Raw genomic sequence first — 15,475 nt, 5'->3', positions numbered from 1 at the left:
GGCGGCCTTTCGAGATGTGAGCCGGATGCGGTATCTTTCCCATTTCTTGTTATGCCCCTTCTCCGCTACACACATCCCATTCTGGTTCAACCGAACGACATCGATGCGATGCACCACGTCAACAATGTGGTCTACGTCCGCTGGGTGCAGGAAACGGCCACAGCTCACTGGCAAGCCGCCGCCCCGGCCGAATTGCAACGCACGGTGGCCTGGGTAGTATTGCGACACGAGATTGATTACCGACGGCCCGCCTTTTTAGGCGAACAATTGGAGGCCCGTACCTGGGTCGGCGAGGCCACCGCCACTACCTACGAACGTTTTGTGGAAATCTGGCGGCTGGCAGACCAAACGCTGCTGGTGCAAGCCCGCAGCCTCTGGTGCCCACTTCACCTGAAAACCGGGCGTCCCCGTCGCGTCGACGCTGCATTGCGGGCGCCTTTCGAGGGGTTGACGCCACCCGAACACGAGGCGTAAGTACCCTGAAAACCGGCGCCAGTTTTGCATTTTACCGCCCCCAAAAAAATCTTGGTTCCGCCTATTTTCAAGGGTCAAAGAAAGTCGTAACTAGCTCCCGTTATCTCGACTTTTATGTACCTACTTCTGATTGCCATTTTTGTGATCGGCTATGCGGCTATTGCCTTCGAACACACCATCAACCTGAACAAAACGGCCTCGGCGCTGCTGACGGGCATCCTTTGCTGGACGGTACTGGCCCTGGCCCCTCCTACGCCTGCCGTGCAGGAACAAGAGACCTACCAAGAATACACGGAGCACCTCGAATCGACCGAAACCGCCGAGGCTGTGCAGGAAGAACTTGACGCCCACCACACTTACGTCTCTTACATTGGGTTTTCGCTACGCGAGCACCTGGGCGAAATCGCCGAGATTCTTTTCTTTCTGATCGGGGCCATGACCATCGTCGAACTGATCGACGCGCACGAAGGCTTCCGGTTTATCACCGACAAGATCAACACCAACTCGCCCCGGCCGCTGCTCTGGCTGCTGTCGATCCTGACGTTTTTCATGTCGGCACTGCTCGACAACCTGACCACCTCGATCGTGATGATCTCGCTGCTCCGGCGGCTGGTCACTGACACCCGACAGCGGATGATCTTCGCAGGGCTGATCATCATCGCGGCCAACGCCGGAGGGGCCTGGTCGCCCATTGGTGACGTAACGACCACCATGCTCTGGATCGGCGGCCAAATCACCACGCTGAACATCATCAAAGGCGTCTTTATTCCCAGCGTGGTGTGTCTGCTGGTGCCGCTGCTGATGCTTTCGTTTCAGTTTCGGAACAGCAGCCTGGAAGATACCGAGCGCGCCACATCAGAAACGCCCACCGGCAGCCTGGCGATGCTCATCACCGGCGTGAGCGCCCTGATCTTCGTCCCGATCTTCAAAACCGTGACGCACCTCCCCCCCTGGACGGGCATGATGCTGGGACTAGGCGTGGTGTGGGTTGTGTCGGAAATCATCAACAAAGACAAAGACGAAGAAGAACGCCACCCGTACACGGCCGTCCATGCCCTTTCTAAAATCGACGTGCCGTCCGTGTTGTTCTTTCTCGGCATTCTGGTCGCCATTGCGGCCCTGCAAACGGCGGGTATGCTTACCCAACTTTCCGCGTACATGGCCAACACCATCGGCAATCTGGACCTCATCGTCTACGCCATCGGGTTGGCTTCGGCCGTAATCGACAACGTTCCGCTGGTCGCCGCTACGATGGGGATGTACGACATGGCGGCCTTTCCTCCGGATTCAAAATTGTGGGAATTCATCGCCTACTGCGCCGGAACGGGCGGTTCGGTGCTGATCATCGGTTCGGCGGCCGGCGTTGCGGTGATGGGCATGGAAAAGATCGACTTTATGTGGTACCTCCGGAAAATCAGTTTACTGGCCCTGGCAGGCTACACGGCCGGGGCGCTGGTCTACCTGCTGCTCTACGGCCTGGCCCATTAAGCACAACGCCCGCCGACAGCGCTGCGTAGTGTTTCAAGAAAGAAGACGATGCTGACCGAAGCGCAACTTCAGGGATTTCGTACGCATGGCTTTGTTCGCCTGGAAGAAGCGTTTCCACGCGAGGTAGCCGATGCCGGACGCGATCTGCTGTGGCGGGAAACGGGGTGTGATCCACACAATCCGGCCACGTGGACGCAGCCGGTGATCCGGCTCGGCGGCTACGCAGACGCCCCTTTCCGCGAAGCGGTCAACACGCCTTTGTTACACGCCGCCTTCGATCAACTCGTCGGGGCGGGCCGTTGGCAACCGCGCCAGAGCCTCGGCACCTTCCCGATTCGTTTTCCCAGCCCTCACACGCCCGACGATACCGGCTGGCACGTCGACGCGAGCTTTCAAGGCGAAGACGGCTCGTACCGCCTGAATGTCCGCTCGCACGGACGGGCCTTACTGATGCTGTTTTTGTTTTCGGACGTGGGGAAACAGGACGCACCCACGCGCATTTTACGCGGCTCGCATCTGGACGTGCCCCGGCTGCTCGCCCCCGCCGGAGAAGAGGGGCTTTCGTTTCTGGAACTGGCACAACGGTTCCAAGCCGCTACCCTACAACGCCCCGTTGATCTGGCGACCGGTTCGGCCGGAACGGTCTACTTGTGCCATCCGTTCCTGGTACACGCGGCCCAGCCTCACCACGGTACCACCCCACGTTTCCTGGCGCAGCCGCCCCTCCTTCCAACCGAACCGCTGCAACTGCAACGTGCCGATGGCGACTACTCACCGGTAGAAGCGGCGATCCGTCAAGGACTAGGAACGGTCTAACTTTTTTCGCTGCCAAGCTGCACTGTTTGTCTCGTCTGCGTCTTTGTGCATAGGGAAACGTGCTTTCTCTGCAACTGTACTCACCATGAAACGGTCTTCTTTCTGGCTTACAGGCCTTTTCCTGCTCCTGAGCTGTGTTACCTGCCCGTACGAGCCCCTCGATGCCTGTACGTCCGAACATCCCGTCGAAGAGATTGCCTGGCTCCAGGAACTGAAAAACTCGATGACCCATTGTACCTGCGAGCGGTCCATTCTGCAAGGCACCTACCAGCAAAAAACCGTATTCTTTACGGCACTGACCGATCCCGCCTGCGATGGCCGGGACGCCCCCACTTTGTACGACTGTAACGGCACCGTTGTGCGTACGTTTACCCTGGCCGATTCTCAGGAATATTACGATCAAGTGACCATCGATAAAGTTTTGTACCGTTGTCAGGAATAGGTATCCCTCGCCCCATTTGTGCCATGACGCGCTTCTCACGCCCTCTGTATAGTATTCCGCTGTTAGGTTTCCTCTTGGCCTGTCAGCCCGACGACCCTGCTAACGCTCCCTGCACCGGCCAGGAAATCTGCACCGAAATTTTTGTGTCGGTGGTGGTCACGGTCACCACGGCGGAGGGGCAACCCGTGGCCCTGGATCGCTACTATACCAAGCATATCCAGACCGGCGAAGTTTTTCAATTACAGCCCGATGCCACCGATTCGCTCCGGCAGGCGAACGGTACCTATCCTGTCGTTTCCGACGCGCAGCGCGACAAACTCGCGCCCGAGGGCAGTCCGCTTTTGTTTGTGGGCGAGAAAAACGGCAGTGTGGTGGTCGAACGGCCCTACACCGTGGGGCACGATTGCTGCCACATCCAGCGCATCTCCGGCGAAACCGACATCACGCTGTAGTGCGCCGTTTCCTGCCGAAAAGCCGTACCTTCGGAGTTGTTATGCTCACCTATTCGCTGCTCGATTCCCCCATCGGTACGTTGCTGCTCCGCCATCGGAATGGGCAGCTGACCCACGTTCACTTCGAGGCGTTTCCACCCGAGCCGTCCTGGACCTTCGTATCACCGGAAAGCGACCCCGCCGCCCGACAAGTGCGTGAATACTTTACGGGAGAACGACATGTGTTCGACCTCGACCTGGCTCCGGAGGGCACGCCGTTTCAGCAGCGGGTCTGGCAGGCACTTTTGCAGGTTCCCTACGGCGCTACGTGTTCGTACAGCGACCTCGCCCGTCAACTTGGTGACCTGAAGGCGGTGCGTGCGGTCGGTGCGGCCAACGGACGCAACCCCATCCCGATCATCATTCCGTGTCACCGTATCATCGGCCAGAGTGGCAAGTTGATCGGCTACGCGGGCGGCCTGTCCATCAAGCAACAACTCTTGGCCCTGGAACGACAACACCACCCGCAAACCGGCGCACAAATGACGTTGTTTTGAAGACAAGGCTTCTTTTGGGAATGAGGCTACTACTCAAATTTTTAGGCTGGGGACTGTTTCTGCTGGCGACCGGACTGACAGCGTTCCTGTTCTATCTACAAAGTGACTTTAACATGGCCGTTCCCACGGCGCAAGTAGAAGAAGCAGCGGCCCTGGTCCGCCAGGCTCCATCCCTACCCGATGCGTTCTACCCGCTCTACGCCGCTGTGTCGGATACAGTCCATACGTCCGGGTATCTGTTGCAGGGGAGTACGGGTGACTGGCAACGCGAATGCCCCTGTTTGCAGGCGGCCCGTCGGTTCGATGCGCATACCCATCAGCAGCCTATTTCCACCCTCCACATGCTTCGCAACGACTACACATGGGCCTGGAAATTGGAGCAACGCGTCAGTCAGCGAGAATGCCTAACGTATCTGATGCATCAGGTTTGACGTTCTCTACAATCAGGAGGGAATCGGTCAGGCTGCTTATTTCTACTTTCAGAAAGAAGTGGAACAGCTCTCCCCAAAAGAAGGGCTTGCGTTGATCGCAATGCTTCGTAATCCTGCGCTGTACAATCCCCTTCGCCATCTCGACCGATTGGAGCGGCGCATCCACCTGCTGGAATCGCGTCTTCCCTCTACCTCATTTTAAGAGGAAGGATGCTTATCAGCCTGCAAAAGTCGAGATGACAACCACATTCCTGTCATGCTGAAAGCATCTTTTACCAAGGAGATGATAATTTCACTCCGACGATAGATGATCCCGCGCCATGGCGGCTACCTAGATGATCAATGAACCTACCTTTTCCCTGCCTTGTCATTTCGAACGTAGCTAAGCGTAGTGAGAAATCTTGCTTCAAAACCTAGAAGATCTCTCCCGAGGGTCGAGATGACAACAGAGATGTGACGCTTATTTCACGATTTCTAAGGTGACTTCGATGTCTTCTAGAGGCCAGTCGTGGTCGTCGACCTTGAGCGCGGCAATCCTGTCGACGACTTCCATCCCTTCCATCACCTCCCCGAACACCGTATAGTGCCCGTCGAGCGCCGGAGCGCCACCCACAGTGGTGTACGCTTCCCGCTGTGTCGCCGAAAGCTGCAGGTTTTCCTGCTTTTCGAGGGCCTCCAGCACGCGCGGTTCGTACACTTCGCCCTGCACGATGAAAAAGTCACGGGACGACGACTTCAGGCTGACGCTGTCCTCTTCGTAAGCAGCCATAGCAAGCGCACCCCGCCGGTGAAAATGCTGCGCCTTGATTTCGGCCGGGATCTTGTATTTCCCCAGCTTGGTCTTGTAAAAGCCGATGTTTCCCGCCTGAATCATGTACCCTTTGATGATCCGATAGAACGCACACTGCGGAAAATCGTCATTTTCGATCAGCCAGAGCAGGTTGGCGCGGTGAATCGGCGTATCGTCGTAGAGACGCACTTTGATGTCGCCCAGTTCGGTTTTCATCACCACCTGATTTTCCGGATGCTCTTTCGCATACCGGCGGAGAAACGCCGGGGCGGTTTGATCATCGAGTTTGAGGCTTTCCGTCGTAGCATCAGCCGCTGTGTCGGGCGCTGCCGAGTTGTTCATGGCGCTGGTAACGCCCGATTTCGCGCCGTCAGGACCGCAAGAGGCCAGTCCGGCGAGGAGGCTCATCAAAAGAAAAAACGAAATTCGCATAGAGAATGGAGAAGTGCAGTTGGGCAGTTGCCACGCCGGCTTTACCTTAGCATGTGATCCGGTTGTGTCTTGATCACGAAGTTAGGCAACACACACAAATCGCGTCGCTCATGAAACCCATTCGTTTGCTTCCCCTTGTTCTGCTTATGGCCGCCTGTCAGACCGAAAAACAACCCACCCGCACCGCCGTTACTTATCCTGAAACCCGCCGCGACACCACCGTCTCGACCGACTATTTCGGCACGCAGGTCGGTGATCCATACCGCTGGCTGGAAGACGACACCGCGGCCGAAGTCGCCGATTGGGTCGAGCGTCAAAATGCCGTTACGTTCGACTACCTGAAGCAAATTCCGTTTCGGGAACAGGCGCAGCAACGGTTGACGGAACTGTGGAATTACGAGAAAGTGTCGGCTCCGTTCCGCCGGGGCGACCGGTACTTCTTTTTCCGGAACGACGGTCTGCAAAACCAGTCGGTGCTGTACGTGCAGGCGTCGCTCGACGCGGAGCCGGAAGTGCTGCTGGACCCCAACAACCTATCGGACGACGGCACGGTCGCGTTAAGCAACCTGGAAATTTCGAAAGACGGTCAGCAGATGGCCTACGCCCTGTCGCGCTCCGGCTCCGACTGGCAGGAAATTTACGTGATGGACGTGGCGAGCAAAGAAAAACGGGACGATGCAGTGCAGTGGGCCAAGTTTACGGGCATTGCCTGGAAAGACAACGGATTCTACTACAGCCGCTACGATGCGCCCACCGAAGGCAAGGAGTTTTCGCAAACCAATCAGTTTCACAAGGTATATTACCACAAAATAGGAACGCCCCAAGCGAACGATCAGCTGGTCTACGAAGATCCGCAGCACGCCCAACGGACCCACGGTGTATACCTGACGGAAGACGAGCGGTTCCTGATTCTCTCTTCGTCGGAAGGCACCAGCGGCAACTCGCTCTACGTGCGCGACCTGGACAAAGGCCAGAGCGGTTTCACGCCGATGGTCACCGATTTTGAGAACGATCATTCTGTGGTGGATGCGATCAATGGGAAACTGCTGGTCCTGACGAACTACCAGGCTCCCAACAACCGGCTGGTGCTGGTCGATCCGGCCCAGCCTACGCCCGACCAGTGGAAAGACCTTGTGCCCGAATCGGAGGCGGTGCTGGAAAGCGCCAGTACGGTGGGCGGCAAGTTGTTCCTCAGTTACATGGAAGACGCCCACACGCGCGTGTACCAATACGCGACCACTGGGCAGCGCGAGCGCGAAATCGAACTGCCGTCGATCGGCACCGCGTCGGGCTTCGGCGGGCGGGCCGAAGACAAAGACCTGTTCTACACGTTTACGTCGTTCACGTTCCCCCCGACCGTGTACCGCTACGACCTCACGACCGGCGAATCGACTCTGTTTCGCAAACCGGACGTGCCGTTCGACCCGGAGCAGTACGAAACGCAGCAGGTCTTCTTCAACAGCAAAGACGGTACCCGCGTCCCGATGTTCATTGTCTACCGCAAAGGACTTGAGCGCAACGGCGACAACCCCGCGCTGCTGTATAGCTACGGCGGGTTCAACATTGCCCTGACGCCTTCGTTCAGCCCGGCCAACCTGATGTGGATTGACCAGGGCGGCGTCTACGCGCTGGCCAACCTGCGCGGCGGCAGCGAATACGGCGAAGCGTGGCACAAGGGTGGTATGCTCGACAAAAAACAGAACGTGTTTGACGATTTCATCGGCGCGGCCGAATACCTGATTCAGGAAAAATACACGTCGTCCGGCAAACTGGCGATTCGAGGCGGCTCGAACGGCGGTCTGCTGATTGGCGCGGTGATGACGCAGCGCCCGGACCTGTTCCAGGTCGCCATTCCGCAGGTGGGCGTGATGGACATGCTCCGCTACCACAAATTCACCATCGGCTGGGCGTGGGGCGTAGAATACGGCGTGGCCGACAGCTCGCAGGCCGAGTTCGAGAATCTGTACCGTTACTCGCCGCTGCACAACCTCAAACCGGGCACCGAATATCCTGCTACGCTCGTAACGACCGCCGACCACGACGACCGCGTGGTACCGGCCCACTCGTTCAAGTTTATCTCCGCTTTGCAAACCGCGCAGGCAGGCGAAGCCCCCGTGCTGATTCGCATCGAAACGAAAGCCGGCCACGGTGCGGGCAAACCTACCAGCAAACAAATCGAAGAGTACGCCGACCTTTGGTCGTTCGCGTGGTACAACATGGGCGTCGATCCGTTTGCGAAAGACTCGACCGAACACATTCAGTTGCAGTAGCGCGTTTTCTGAGTTAAGGGCTAAAAGCGCAAAGAGACCTTCCAAAATCATTCCATGCCGTTTCCGATTGACGAGGAGCACATCCGAAAAGCTGAAGCAGAATTAGGCTTGTTGTTTCCTCAAGCCTACAGAAGTCGCATGGCACATGTGAACGGTGGTGAGCTTGACTCGGAAGAATGGGAAATCGAACTATTTCCTATTCCGGACACCTCTGATAGAAAGCGACTGAGTCGTACCGCCAATCACGTTGGCCTCGAAACCATGAAAGCGAAACAATGGGCCGATTTTCCTGCCCATAGTCTTGCGATAGGGACCGACGGATGGACAATATTTTGCTGCTGATGCACCATGGTAATGGTCAATTAGAGGACGCAGTCTATCTGTGGGATCATGAATCAAGAGAACTTGAAGTCATCGCCAGCAGCATTGATGAATTAGAAAAAAGCTGATCAAGATAAAAACAGGGTAGCCACGCGTCACGCAACCCTCTTGCTGCTCAGCAAGGGCTCTAAAGTCCTCAGAAGCGAAAGTCCATTACGAAGAAGCCCCTTTGAGTTTTCAAAGGGGCTTCTTCTTGAGTTACGCCTGGATTTTAGAGAAACTGTTGGAGATCGTTTTATCCGGGGTAACCCTACTTAGCTGGCAGTTGCCGTTTCGCAACCATCAAAGCTCAGGGCTTTCGAAGCCGAGTTTCTTGAGGCCCGCTTTCACTTCGGGGCACGACATGAACAATTTCCATAGCAAACCACTCCGGTAGTTTTCGATCATCACGGGGATGGGCCCCTGGTCAATGGCCAGGTAGCGGGGCGTAAACCAATCGGCCTCCAGGCTGTAGGCATCGTAAGGACCGTAGCGGCCTACGACGCGATCGCCCAGGTTGTAGTACAGATTCCTCAGCATGGCCATCGATTCGTCGGGTGTGTAGGGAAACGAGGCCAGGGCAGCCGTAGGAGAAATTACCCCCAGGTCGTGCGACGGCGCATGGGCAGCGTAGCCATCGATGGAATAGCTGGCCGTCAATCCCCAGTTATCGGGGCCGTAGCCCTTGTATCCTTTCGGATTCTCGACGCAATACTGGTAATCGATTTGTACGATGTTGCGGTTGTGCTCCCAGTAGTCGGCGTAGCGATCTTTCAGTCCTTTGGGATTCAGCCCTAAATAGGAATAGTGCTCCCAGAACAGTGGTCCGCCGTACTTTTCAGCGCCGTTGTGTTTCAGGATCAGCGGCAGGTCGTAAGTCACCTGATCGGACGTGATGCCACCGCTCCGCGCCCAGCCTTCGTGGTAAGCCGCCGCCGGAATGGGATGCGTGGGCGAAGCCGCCGCCAGCACGTAGGTGATCAGACACTCGTTATAGCCTTCGAGGGGGAAATTCATCTCCCAGGCGTACGTGGGGGACCAGTGCCAGTAGAGCACATTCTTTCCGTTCTGGTACCAGTCCCATTCTACTTCGCGCCAGAGCGTGTCGAGTTGCGCGGCCAATTGCCGTTCGGCCGCATTGTCTCCGTTGAAGTACTGCCGGGCACACAGGAGTCCCTGCACCAGAAAAGCGGTTTCTACCAGATCGCCGCCGTTGTCTTTCTGACCAAAGGGCTGCACCTTGCCCGTTTCACCCTGCATCCAGTGGGGCCAGGCTCCGTGAAAGCGGTCCGCATTTTTCAGAAATTGTGCGATTTTCTGGAACCGTTCGAGCCCCTCCTGCCGGGTGATGAAACCGCGCTCGATGCCCACCAGCAACGCCATCAGGCCGAAGCCCGAGCCGCCGGTGGTCACCACACGCTGATCGTTTTGCGGATAGACACCATCGGTATGGATGCGTTCGCGGGCCAAACCGGACGTTGGCTCTGCACCATCCCAGAAATACTGGAACGTCTGCTGCTGTACGAGCGTCAGAAGCGAATCATCGGAGATTTCGCCCATGCTCTGGTGGGCGGAGGGTGCCTCGGCAGCAACCGAATCGGCAGCGGTGGTGGCCGTGTGTTGTGAGCCGGAAGGTCCCGAACAGCCGGACCATACGCCCATGACAGTGCAGCCGGTAAGGCAAAGACGGAAGAAGCGTATCATAGCATCGGAGGTGGTTGATTCGGCTCAAACATACGAAAACCCGTTACAGCCGCTTTTGCATCCGTATTCTATCCTGTTGATTATCAAATTTTTCCAAACAGTTTCCGGGCTCTCTCCGTTGTAAAAGTATGCATCACTTACAAGCAACGAACCACACAAAAGGGTGCGTTGGTCGATGGGTAAGTTGGATTCCTCTTTTTTATCTGATTCTTTTTTCCCTCCCGGCAACCGCCCAATCTCAATACGAAATCACCGGTCAGGTGATCGACGACAGCACGAATGCACCAGTCTCGTACGCGCAGGTAGCCTTGTATCGCAAGGGCGCCTCGAAAGCGATCTCCGGCACCGTTACCGACGACCAGGGACGCTTCACTTTGCTCGCCCCCCCCGGTACATACCGCATAGCCGTAGTCTTTGTCGGGTATCGGAAAAAGCAACTGAAAAACCTCGTGGTTGGCGAGGACGACCAGGACCTGGGCACCATCGCGGTGGTGTCGACCGCCCGCCAGCTGGAAGAAGTAGTTGTTCGAGGAAAGGCCGCTCCCAAAGCCATTACGACGGACGTAGACGGGCTGACCGTGCGCCCCGACCAGACGCTCACCAATACGGGTGGTAGCCTGCTCGACGTGCTGCGCAATACCCCCTCGGTCAATGTCAGTCAGGACGGGTCCATCTCCCTGCGTGGCAGCGGTACCAACATTCTGATCAACGGCCGCAATTCGGCACTGGCCACCGACCTGGAACAATTGCCCGCCAGTGCCATCAAAAGCATCAAGATCATTAACAACCCCAACGCCAAATACGACGCCTCCGGCACGGGGGGCATCATTAACATCGAATTGAAAAAGGGTGCTGACCGAGGCACCAACGGCAAAGTGGAGTATACCCTGGGTAACCGTTACCGGATGAATGCCAACGTGCGGTTGAATCACCGGACCGACAATTTCGGCGTGTATGGCGGCTACAGTTTCCGGCGCTGGCCTCGGGTGGGAAACTCGAATTCGACCCGCCTGACGTTCGACAACGACCAGCGGCTGGATCAGTGGGAAGATTCGCGGCGCAACGACCTGGAGCACACGGTGAACTACGGTGCCGACTATACCTTCGGGAACAACAAACTGAGCTACGAAGGCGCTGTCAACTTTGAAGACGAAGAGGACTTTGAAAACAACCGGTCGCGCGTTACCAACACCGAAACCGGCGCCGAGATTTTACAGTACAGCCGCCTGAACAACGAAGTAGAGGATAACTACACGCTCGACAACGCGCTGGTGTACGAACGCCTGTTTGACAACGACTCGGGACGGGAGTTCCGGGCCACGGTGAGTCACTCGTACCGCGACCAAAACGAGGTGCAGAACATCGATGTCTACAACGGGCAGGTCACTTCTGAGGGCAGCCCGACGGGACGCCAGCGCGCCAACACCGATGAGTTGAACCAAACTTTTGTGGCACAAGCCGACTATGTACAGCCGCTCTGGGAAGGTAAATTAGAAACCGGGCTGAAAACCATCATCCGGTCGTTTGATACCGACTACCGATACGAGATTCGGGAGGCCCGTTCAGGGGCCTGGGAAAATCAACCCAACACCAGCAATCACTTTTTATACGACGATCAGGTCTATGCAGGGTATTTGATTTACTCGCATTCGTTTCACCGGCTCGATCTATCAGCGGGTGTCCGGGCCGAACAAACGCTGGTTGATACCAAACTTCTGAACACCGGCGAAGCAAACAACCAAAATTACCTGAACTTCTTCCCGAGCTTCCGGGCGCTGTACCACGTTACTGACAATCAGTCGGTAAAGCTTACTTACAGCCGACGCATCGACCGTCCCGGCGGCTGGCGGCTGAATCCCTTCGCCGACATTTCCGATTCGCTGAATGTACGGGTGGGGAATCCGGCGTTGCGTCCCGAGTACATCAACTCGTACGAAGCGGGTTACCACGTTACACTCGGGCAAACCGACCTTACCTCCAACCTGTTTTATCGCCAAGTAAAGGGCGACGTCGATTACATCGTCCGGCTGGAAAACGGCATTTCGTACCGCCAGCCCGCCAACCTGAATACCAGCAAAACCTTTGGGTTGGAATTGATTGGCGTGACGGAGATTTTTTCCTGGTGGAACCTGAACGCCAGCACTACTTTGTTCCGCACGCAGGTAGACGGCAGTAACCTGGGGCAGAACTTTACGAACAAGGGGTACTCGCTAAATGCCCGCCTGACGAGCGAATTGCAACTGCCCATGGACGTGAGCCTGCAACTGACCGGAAGTTACTCGGCACCGGAAATTGAGGCCCAGGGACGCGATTTTGCGCGCTATTACCTGGACGCCAGTTTACAGCGGCGGTTCTTCAACGACAAAGCTAATGTTAACCTCACGCTGCGTGACGTTTTCAACACACGCCGGTTTCGAGGAGAAAATTTCGGTCCTAATTTCAGCCAGACGTTCAATTACAAACGGGAGTCGCGCTATTTTCTGCTGAGTGTGGGGTACAATTTTTAGCCCCTGTTGCACAGCACCTCACTAGGCGTAGGCGCAGAGAGTCAGCGGCTTGAATCGTACCGGGATTCATTCTATCTTTTCGCCCATGTACGTACGTCGCGACATCCGCCCGGGACTCATCTGGCAATTTGCTTGGAAAAACGTCCTGTTCTTCGTTCTCTGGTCATCTCTGATCACATTCCTCTACGTTTGGCTGAAACCGCAGGGTCTCGACATCAGCCTGCCGTTTCTTCCCCTCAGCACCATCGGCGTAGCCGTGGCGTTTTACCTGGGCTTCAAAAACAGCCAGTCGTACGACCGCTTCTGGGAGGGGCGGAAGATCTGGGGAGGCATTGTGAATGCCAGCCGTACGTGGTCCAACCAAGTATTGGGCTACGTTACCAATCGCTATGCGCGCGAACCGCTTTCTGAGGAAGAGCTTCACGCCGTGCACCAATCGCTGATTTACCGCCACCTGGCGTGGATCAACGCTCTTCGCATTCAATTACGGCAGACCACCATCCTCGATCGTAAAAACCTAATTTATGTGCCTGACCTGCACCTAGAACGCAACCCGGCCTGCCCACAGGAAATCGGGCCGTTTTTAGACGTGGTAGAATATGCCGATGTGATTATCAAAGCCAACCCGGCTACACACATTGTTAAGCATCAGGGACAGGCATTGCGGCAGCTGGTCGATCAGGGCTTGATTGAAGAGTTTCGCCACATCGACATGATGTCGACCCTGCGCGAGTTGTACGACCTCCAGGGGAAATGCGAGCGCATCAAAAACACCCCTTTCCCGCGGCAGTATGCCTATTTCAGTACGCTGTTCGTGTGGATTTTTGTGATCCTTCTTCCCTTTGGTCTGGTCGGCGAGTTCGGCAAAATCAGTCAGGATGCATTTGTCTGGCTTACCATTCCTTTTTCCATTCTGATTTCCTGGGTCTTCACCACCATGGAGATTGTCGGCGACAACAGCGAAGATCCATTTGAGAACTACGTGAACGACGTACCGATGACGGCCCTCTGCCGCACGATCGAAATTGACCTTCGTGAAGTGCTGGGAGAAACCGATCTTCCTCCGAAAATTCAGCCTGTCGACGATATCTTGCTGTAAAACAACACAGCCATCCGCTCCATTCCGTATTCGTTGCCCTGAACGCCCATTAACAGGTATCGGTCAGGAAAATGAATTTCCCTACTTTGCAGCGATCACCCAGGATGTAAATTGGTCAAATCTAGCTTTTTAGAAGAAGTGCTATGCGCCATCGCCCTACGTTTTTAAGCTTCCGGTAATGAATGTCCGTTCGTTTGTATCTCGCTTTTACCTGGTGCAACTGTTTCGGCAATCTAAATTACTTTTCGTCGTCATTCTGATGTATGGCTTGTTGGTCGGGCGGTCCGTTTACAACAAACGTGATACGTTTCCTTTTTTCATCTATGCCATGTATTCAGGGTATTATGGTGATTGGGCACAATACGAAGTCCCCGTGCTCTTAGCCGACGACGAAGCCTTAGACCTGAGTACATTGCCTTATCCTCAGTTTGACTTTTTGATGTCAATTTGCCATACGTTTGTGCGCTACGACAAGGCGAATTTTAGCGATAAGGTCAATCCACCTTATATCGAATCTTATATGAAGTATTTGCCAGATAAAGAACGTGCGTTTCTGACCAACCGAGTCGCAGAAGCACCCGGTAGTCGTAAAGCCTTTATCGAGTGGCTACGAGGTTACTTGGAATTACTGTTTAATCGTCCCATTCAACACTTACAGTTACGCATAGATGTCTATGGATACGGCGAAGGACGCTATGTTCTTCAGAGTTCCCATTCGGTTTTCGATGAACCCTTACCTAAAGAATCAGGACTTTGAGCAAACACGCACCTTAATCGTGCGATTGTTCTATGGCTTTGCCATCTTGATCTGGATTTTCAAATACACCAACGGGGTTTGGCTGCACCAAGTGGCCCATCCCACGCTGGCTTATATTACACCCGAGGAAGTTCAATGGCTCTGGTACAGTACTGGAATCCCCTCCTGGATTCTAGCGACTGATCTCCGTGCCCTGACGGTCGATCTTCTCCTGTTAGCTTCTATGCTTCTGGCGTTTTGTTATCCGCGCCAGCGCTGGTGGCCACCTCTTTTCTCAGGACTTTTGTGTACTTACTGTCTGACAGGATACTTGTACTATTTCGCCCGCGGCCATAACCTAAGTGGTTTTTTGTTGATGAGCTTTTTGCCTTGGTTTCAATCGCACCGGCGCTTTGCAGCTTATTTTCAATTTATGCGGTATTTCCTGCTTTACATTTTGTGTTCAGCCGCCCTCTGGAAATTATACAATGGAGTAGTCTGGGATTATGACAATCAACTCCCCTTTATTCTCAAGATGCAGCACGCTGAATACGTTGTACATCACCCAGATGCCTGGCGTAGCCATTGGGTCAGGTGGCTGCTGGATCAGCCCGCGCTCAATTTGATCTTGCTAAAGGGTGCCTGGGTGTTGCAATTGAGCTGCTTAGTAGGATTCTTCACAAAAAAGTTTGACTACTTTCTGTTAACCGCAGTAGTTCTTTTTTTTATAGGCGATTGGCTGGTGATGAACTTGCCCTTTTACGAAATGTATATTCTGGTCATTACTCTTCTGCCTTGGCAAGCGGTGCGCTTAGCGGCAAAGCCCCCTTCACTCATTTCAGTTGTATAGTCACATCTGCCTCCTGCTTGCCCTTTTAGATATGCTAAAAAGGAAAACGCCCCGGCCTGTAACAGACCGGGGCGTTTTCCAAATAAAC

The 15,475-nt window shown here is 55.2% G+C and carries 16 protein-coding genes; 14 read left to right on the top strand and 2 right to left on the bottom strand.

What is annotated here, in order from left to right; translation table 11 throughout:
* Nucleotides 1–51 precede the first annotated feature (51 nt).
* From BLR44_RS03670 to BLR44_RS29355, 8 genes are all read left to right on the top strand, one after another.
* Nucleotides 52–474: an acyl-CoA thioesterase gene (locus BLR44_RS03670; protein WP_089679307.1), complete on the top strand. Its 423-nt coding sequence runs from the start codon at nucleotides 52–54 to the stop codon at nucleotides 472–474.
* 114 nt (nucleotides 475–588) lie between these two features.
* Nucleotides 589–1,962, top strand: a complete 1,374-nt coding sequence (gene nhaD / locus BLR44_RS03665) for a sodium:proton antiporter NhaD (RefSeq protein WP_089679303.1) — start codon at nucleotides 589–591, stop codon at nucleotides 1,960–1,962.
* Between the two features lie 48 nt (nucleotides 1,963–2,010).
* Nucleotides 2,011–2,778 carry a phytanoyl-CoA dioxygenase family protein gene (locus BLR44_RS03660; RefSeq protein ID WP_089679300.1) on the top strand — a complete coding sequence of 256 codons (768 nt, stop codon included), beginning with the start codon at nucleotides 2,011–2,013 and terminating at the stop codon, nucleotides 2,776–2,778.
* An 85-nt stretch (nucleotides 2,779–2,863) separates the two neighbouring features.
* Nucleotides 2,864–3,220, top strand: coding sequence for a hypothetical protein (locus BLR44_RS03655; RefSeq protein ID WP_089679298.1), 357 nt, complete (start codon nucleotides 2,864–2,866; stop codon nucleotides 3,218–3,220).
* Nucleotides 3,221–3,243: 23 nt separating this feature from the next.
* Nucleotides 3,244–3,672, top strand: coding sequence for a hypothetical protein (locus BLR44_RS03650; protein ID WP_089679295.1), 429 nt, complete (start codon nucleotides 3,244–3,246; stop codon nucleotides 3,670–3,672).
* 41 nt (nucleotides 3,673–3,713) lie between these two features.
* Nucleotides 3,714–4,208, top strand: a complete 495-nt coding sequence (locus BLR44_RS03645) for a methylated-DNA--[protein]-cysteine S-methyltransferase (protein WP_089679292.1) — start codon at nucleotides 3,714–3,716, stop codon at nucleotides 4,206–4,208.
* Nucleotides 4,209–4,228: 20 nt separating this feature from the next.
* Nucleotides 4,229–4,639, top strand: coding sequence for a hypothetical protein (locus BLR44_RS03640; RefSeq protein WP_143017090.1), 411 nt, complete (start codon nucleotides 4,229–4,231; stop codon nucleotides 4,637–4,639).
* Nucleotides 4,629–4,841: a transglycosylase domain-containing protein gene (locus BLR44_RS29355; RefSeq protein ID WP_089679285.1), complete on the top strand. Its 213-nt coding sequence runs from the start codon at nucleotides 4,629–4,631 to the stop codon at nucleotides 4,839–4,841. Before BLR44_RS03640 ends, BLR44_RS29355 begins: the two co-directional genes overlap by 11 nt.
* A 258-nt stretch (nucleotides 4,842–5,099) precedes the next feature.
* Here the strand turns inward: BLR44_RS29355 and BLR44_RS03630 are convergent, their stop codons facing one another.
* Nucleotides 5,100–5,861, bottom strand: a complete 762-nt coding sequence (locus tag BLR44_RS03630; protein WP_089679283.1) for a peptidylprolyl isomerase — start codon at nucleotides 5,859–5,861, stop codon at nucleotides 5,100–5,102.
* A 110-nt stretch (nucleotides 5,862–5,971) separates the two neighbouring features.
* Between BLR44_RS03630 and BLR44_RS03625 the strand changes: the two genes are divergently transcribed.
* Complete coding sequence (locus BLR44_RS03625; RefSeq protein WP_089679280.1) at nucleotides 5,972–8,131, top strand: prolyl oligopeptidase family serine peptidase; 2,160 nt, start codon at nucleotides 5,972–5,974, stop codon at nucleotides 8,129–8,131.
* A 54-nt stretch (nucleotides 8,132–8,185) separates the two neighbouring features.
* Nucleotides 8,186–8,473 carry an SMI1/KNR4 family protein gene (locus tag BLR44_RS29350; RefSeq protein ID WP_089679277.1) on the top strand — a complete coding sequence of 96 codons (288 nt, stop codon included), beginning with the start codon at nucleotides 8,186–8,188 and terminating at the stop codon, nucleotides 8,471–8,473.
* 321 nt (nucleotides 8,474–8,794) lie between these two features.
* On the opposite strand, the gene BLR44_RS03615 is transcribed toward BLR44_RS29350, so the two are convergent.
* A complete protein-coding gene (locus tag BLR44_RS03615) occupies nucleotides 8,795–10,195 on the bottom strand; it encodes a glucoamylase family protein (protein ID WP_245705964.1) in 1,401 nt (466 codons plus the stop codon).
* Between the two features lie 128 nt (nucleotides 10,196–10,323).
* Here BLR44_RS03615 and BLR44_RS03610 point away from each other — a divergent pair, with 128 nt between their 5' ends.
* The 4 genes from BLR44_RS03610 to BLR44_RS03600 all read left to right on the top strand — a co-directional run bounded on the left by BLR44_RS03610 (nucleotide 10,324) and on the right by BLR44_RS03600 (nucleotide 15,387).
* A complete protein-coding gene (locus tag BLR44_RS03610) occupies nucleotides 10,324–12,702 on the top strand; it encodes a TonB-dependent receptor (protein WP_089679273.1) in 2,379 nt (792 codons plus the stop codon).
* Nucleotides 12,703–12,787: 85 nt separating this feature from the next.
* Nucleotides 12,788–13,801, top strand: coding sequence for a bestrophin family protein (locus BLR44_RS03605; protein WP_089680705.1), 1,014 nt, complete (start codon nucleotides 12,788–12,790; stop codon nucleotides 13,799–13,801).
* 178 nt (nucleotides 13,802–13,979) lie between these two features.
* The gene (locus BLR44_RS28490) at nucleotides 13,980–14,558 is read left to right on the top strand and encodes a hypothetical protein (protein ID WP_143017089.1); all 579 of its coding nucleotides are present in this window, start codon (nucleotides 13,980–13,982) and stop codon (nucleotides 14,556–14,558) included.
* A complete protein-coding gene (locus BLR44_RS03600; RefSeq protein ID WP_143017088.1) occupies nucleotides 14,527–15,387 on the top strand; it encodes a hypothetical protein in 861 nt (286 codons plus the stop codon). Before BLR44_RS28490 ends, BLR44_RS03600 begins: the two co-directional genes overlap by 32 nt.
* Nucleotides 15,388–15,475: the final 88 nt, after the last annotated feature.

This window comes from Catalinimonas alkaloidigena, assembly GCF_900100765.1.
GTDB classification, from domain to species: Bacteria; Bacteroidota; Bacteroidia; order Cytophagales; family Flexibacteraceae; genus Mooreia; species Mooreia alkaloidigena.
Note: the sequence above shows the minus strand (reverse complement) of the source record. Positions and strands in the feature narration are given on the sequence as shown.

What these genes read in the sequence shown, in the direction of transcription:
- nhaD (WP_089679303.1), top strand. Translation starts at nt 589, where the DNA reads ATGTACCTACTTCTGATTGCCATTTTTGTGATCGGCTATGCGGCTATT.
- BLR44_RS03615 (WP_245705964.1), bottom strand. Translation starts at nt 10,195, where the DNA reads ATGATACGCTTCTTCCGTCTTTGCCTTACCGGCTGCACTGTCATGGGC.
- BLR44_RS29350 (WP_089679277.1), top strand. Translation starts at nt 8,186, where the DNA reads ATGCCGTTTCCGATTGACGAGGAGCACATCCGAAAAGCTGAAGCAGAA.
- BLR44_RS03600 (WP_143017088.1), top strand. Translation starts at nt 14,527, where the DNA reads ATGAACCCTTACCTAAAGAATCAGGACTTTGAGCAAACACGCACCTTA.
- BLR44_RS03650 (WP_089679295.1), top strand. Translation starts at nt 3,244, where the DNA reads ATGACGCGCTTCTCACGCCCTCTGTATAGTATTCCGCTGTTAGGTTTC.
- BLR44_RS03670 (WP_089679307.1), top strand. Translation starts at nt 52, where the DNA reads ATGCCCCTTCTCCGCTACACACATCCCATTCTGGTTCAACCGAACGAC.
- BLR44_RS03655 (WP_089679298.1), top strand. Translation starts at nt 2,864, where the DNA reads ATGAAACGGTCTTCTTTCTGGCTTACAGGCCTTTTCCTGCTCCTGAGC.
- BLR44_RS03605 (WP_089680705.1), top strand. Translation starts at nt 12,788, where the DNA reads ATGTACGTACGTCGCGACATCCGCCCGGGACTCATCTGGCAATTTGCT.
- BLR44_RS03625 (WP_089679280.1), top strand. Translation starts at nt 5,972, where the DNA reads ATGAAACCCATTCGTTTGCTTCCCCTTGTTCTGCTTATGGCCGCCTGT.
- BLR44_RS03645 (WP_089679292.1), top strand. Translation starts at nt 3,714, where the DNA reads ATGCTCACCTATTCGCTGCTCGATTCCCCCATCGGTACGTTGCTGCTC.
- BLR44_RS03640 (WP_143017090.1), top strand. Translation starts at nt 4,229, where the DNA reads ATGAGGCTACTACTCAAATTTTTAGGCTGGGGACTGTTTCTGCTGGCG.
- BLR44_RS03630 (WP_089679283.1), bottom strand. Translation starts at nt 5,861, where the DNA reads ATGCGAATTTCGTTTTTTCTTTTGATGAGCCTCCTCGCCGGACTGGCC.
- BLR44_RS03610 (WP_089679273.1), top strand. Translation starts at nt 10,324, where the DNA reads ATGCATCACTTACAAGCAACGAACCACACAAAAGGGTGCGTTGGTCGA.
- BLR44_RS28490 (WP_143017089.1), top strand. Translation starts at nt 13,980, where the DNA reads ATGAATGTCCGTTCGTTTGTATCTCGCTTTTACCTGGTGCAACTGTTT.
- BLR44_RS03660 (WP_089679300.1), top strand. Translation starts at nt 2,011, where the DNA reads ATGCTGACCGAAGCGCAACTTCAGGGATTTCGTACGCATGGCTTTGTT.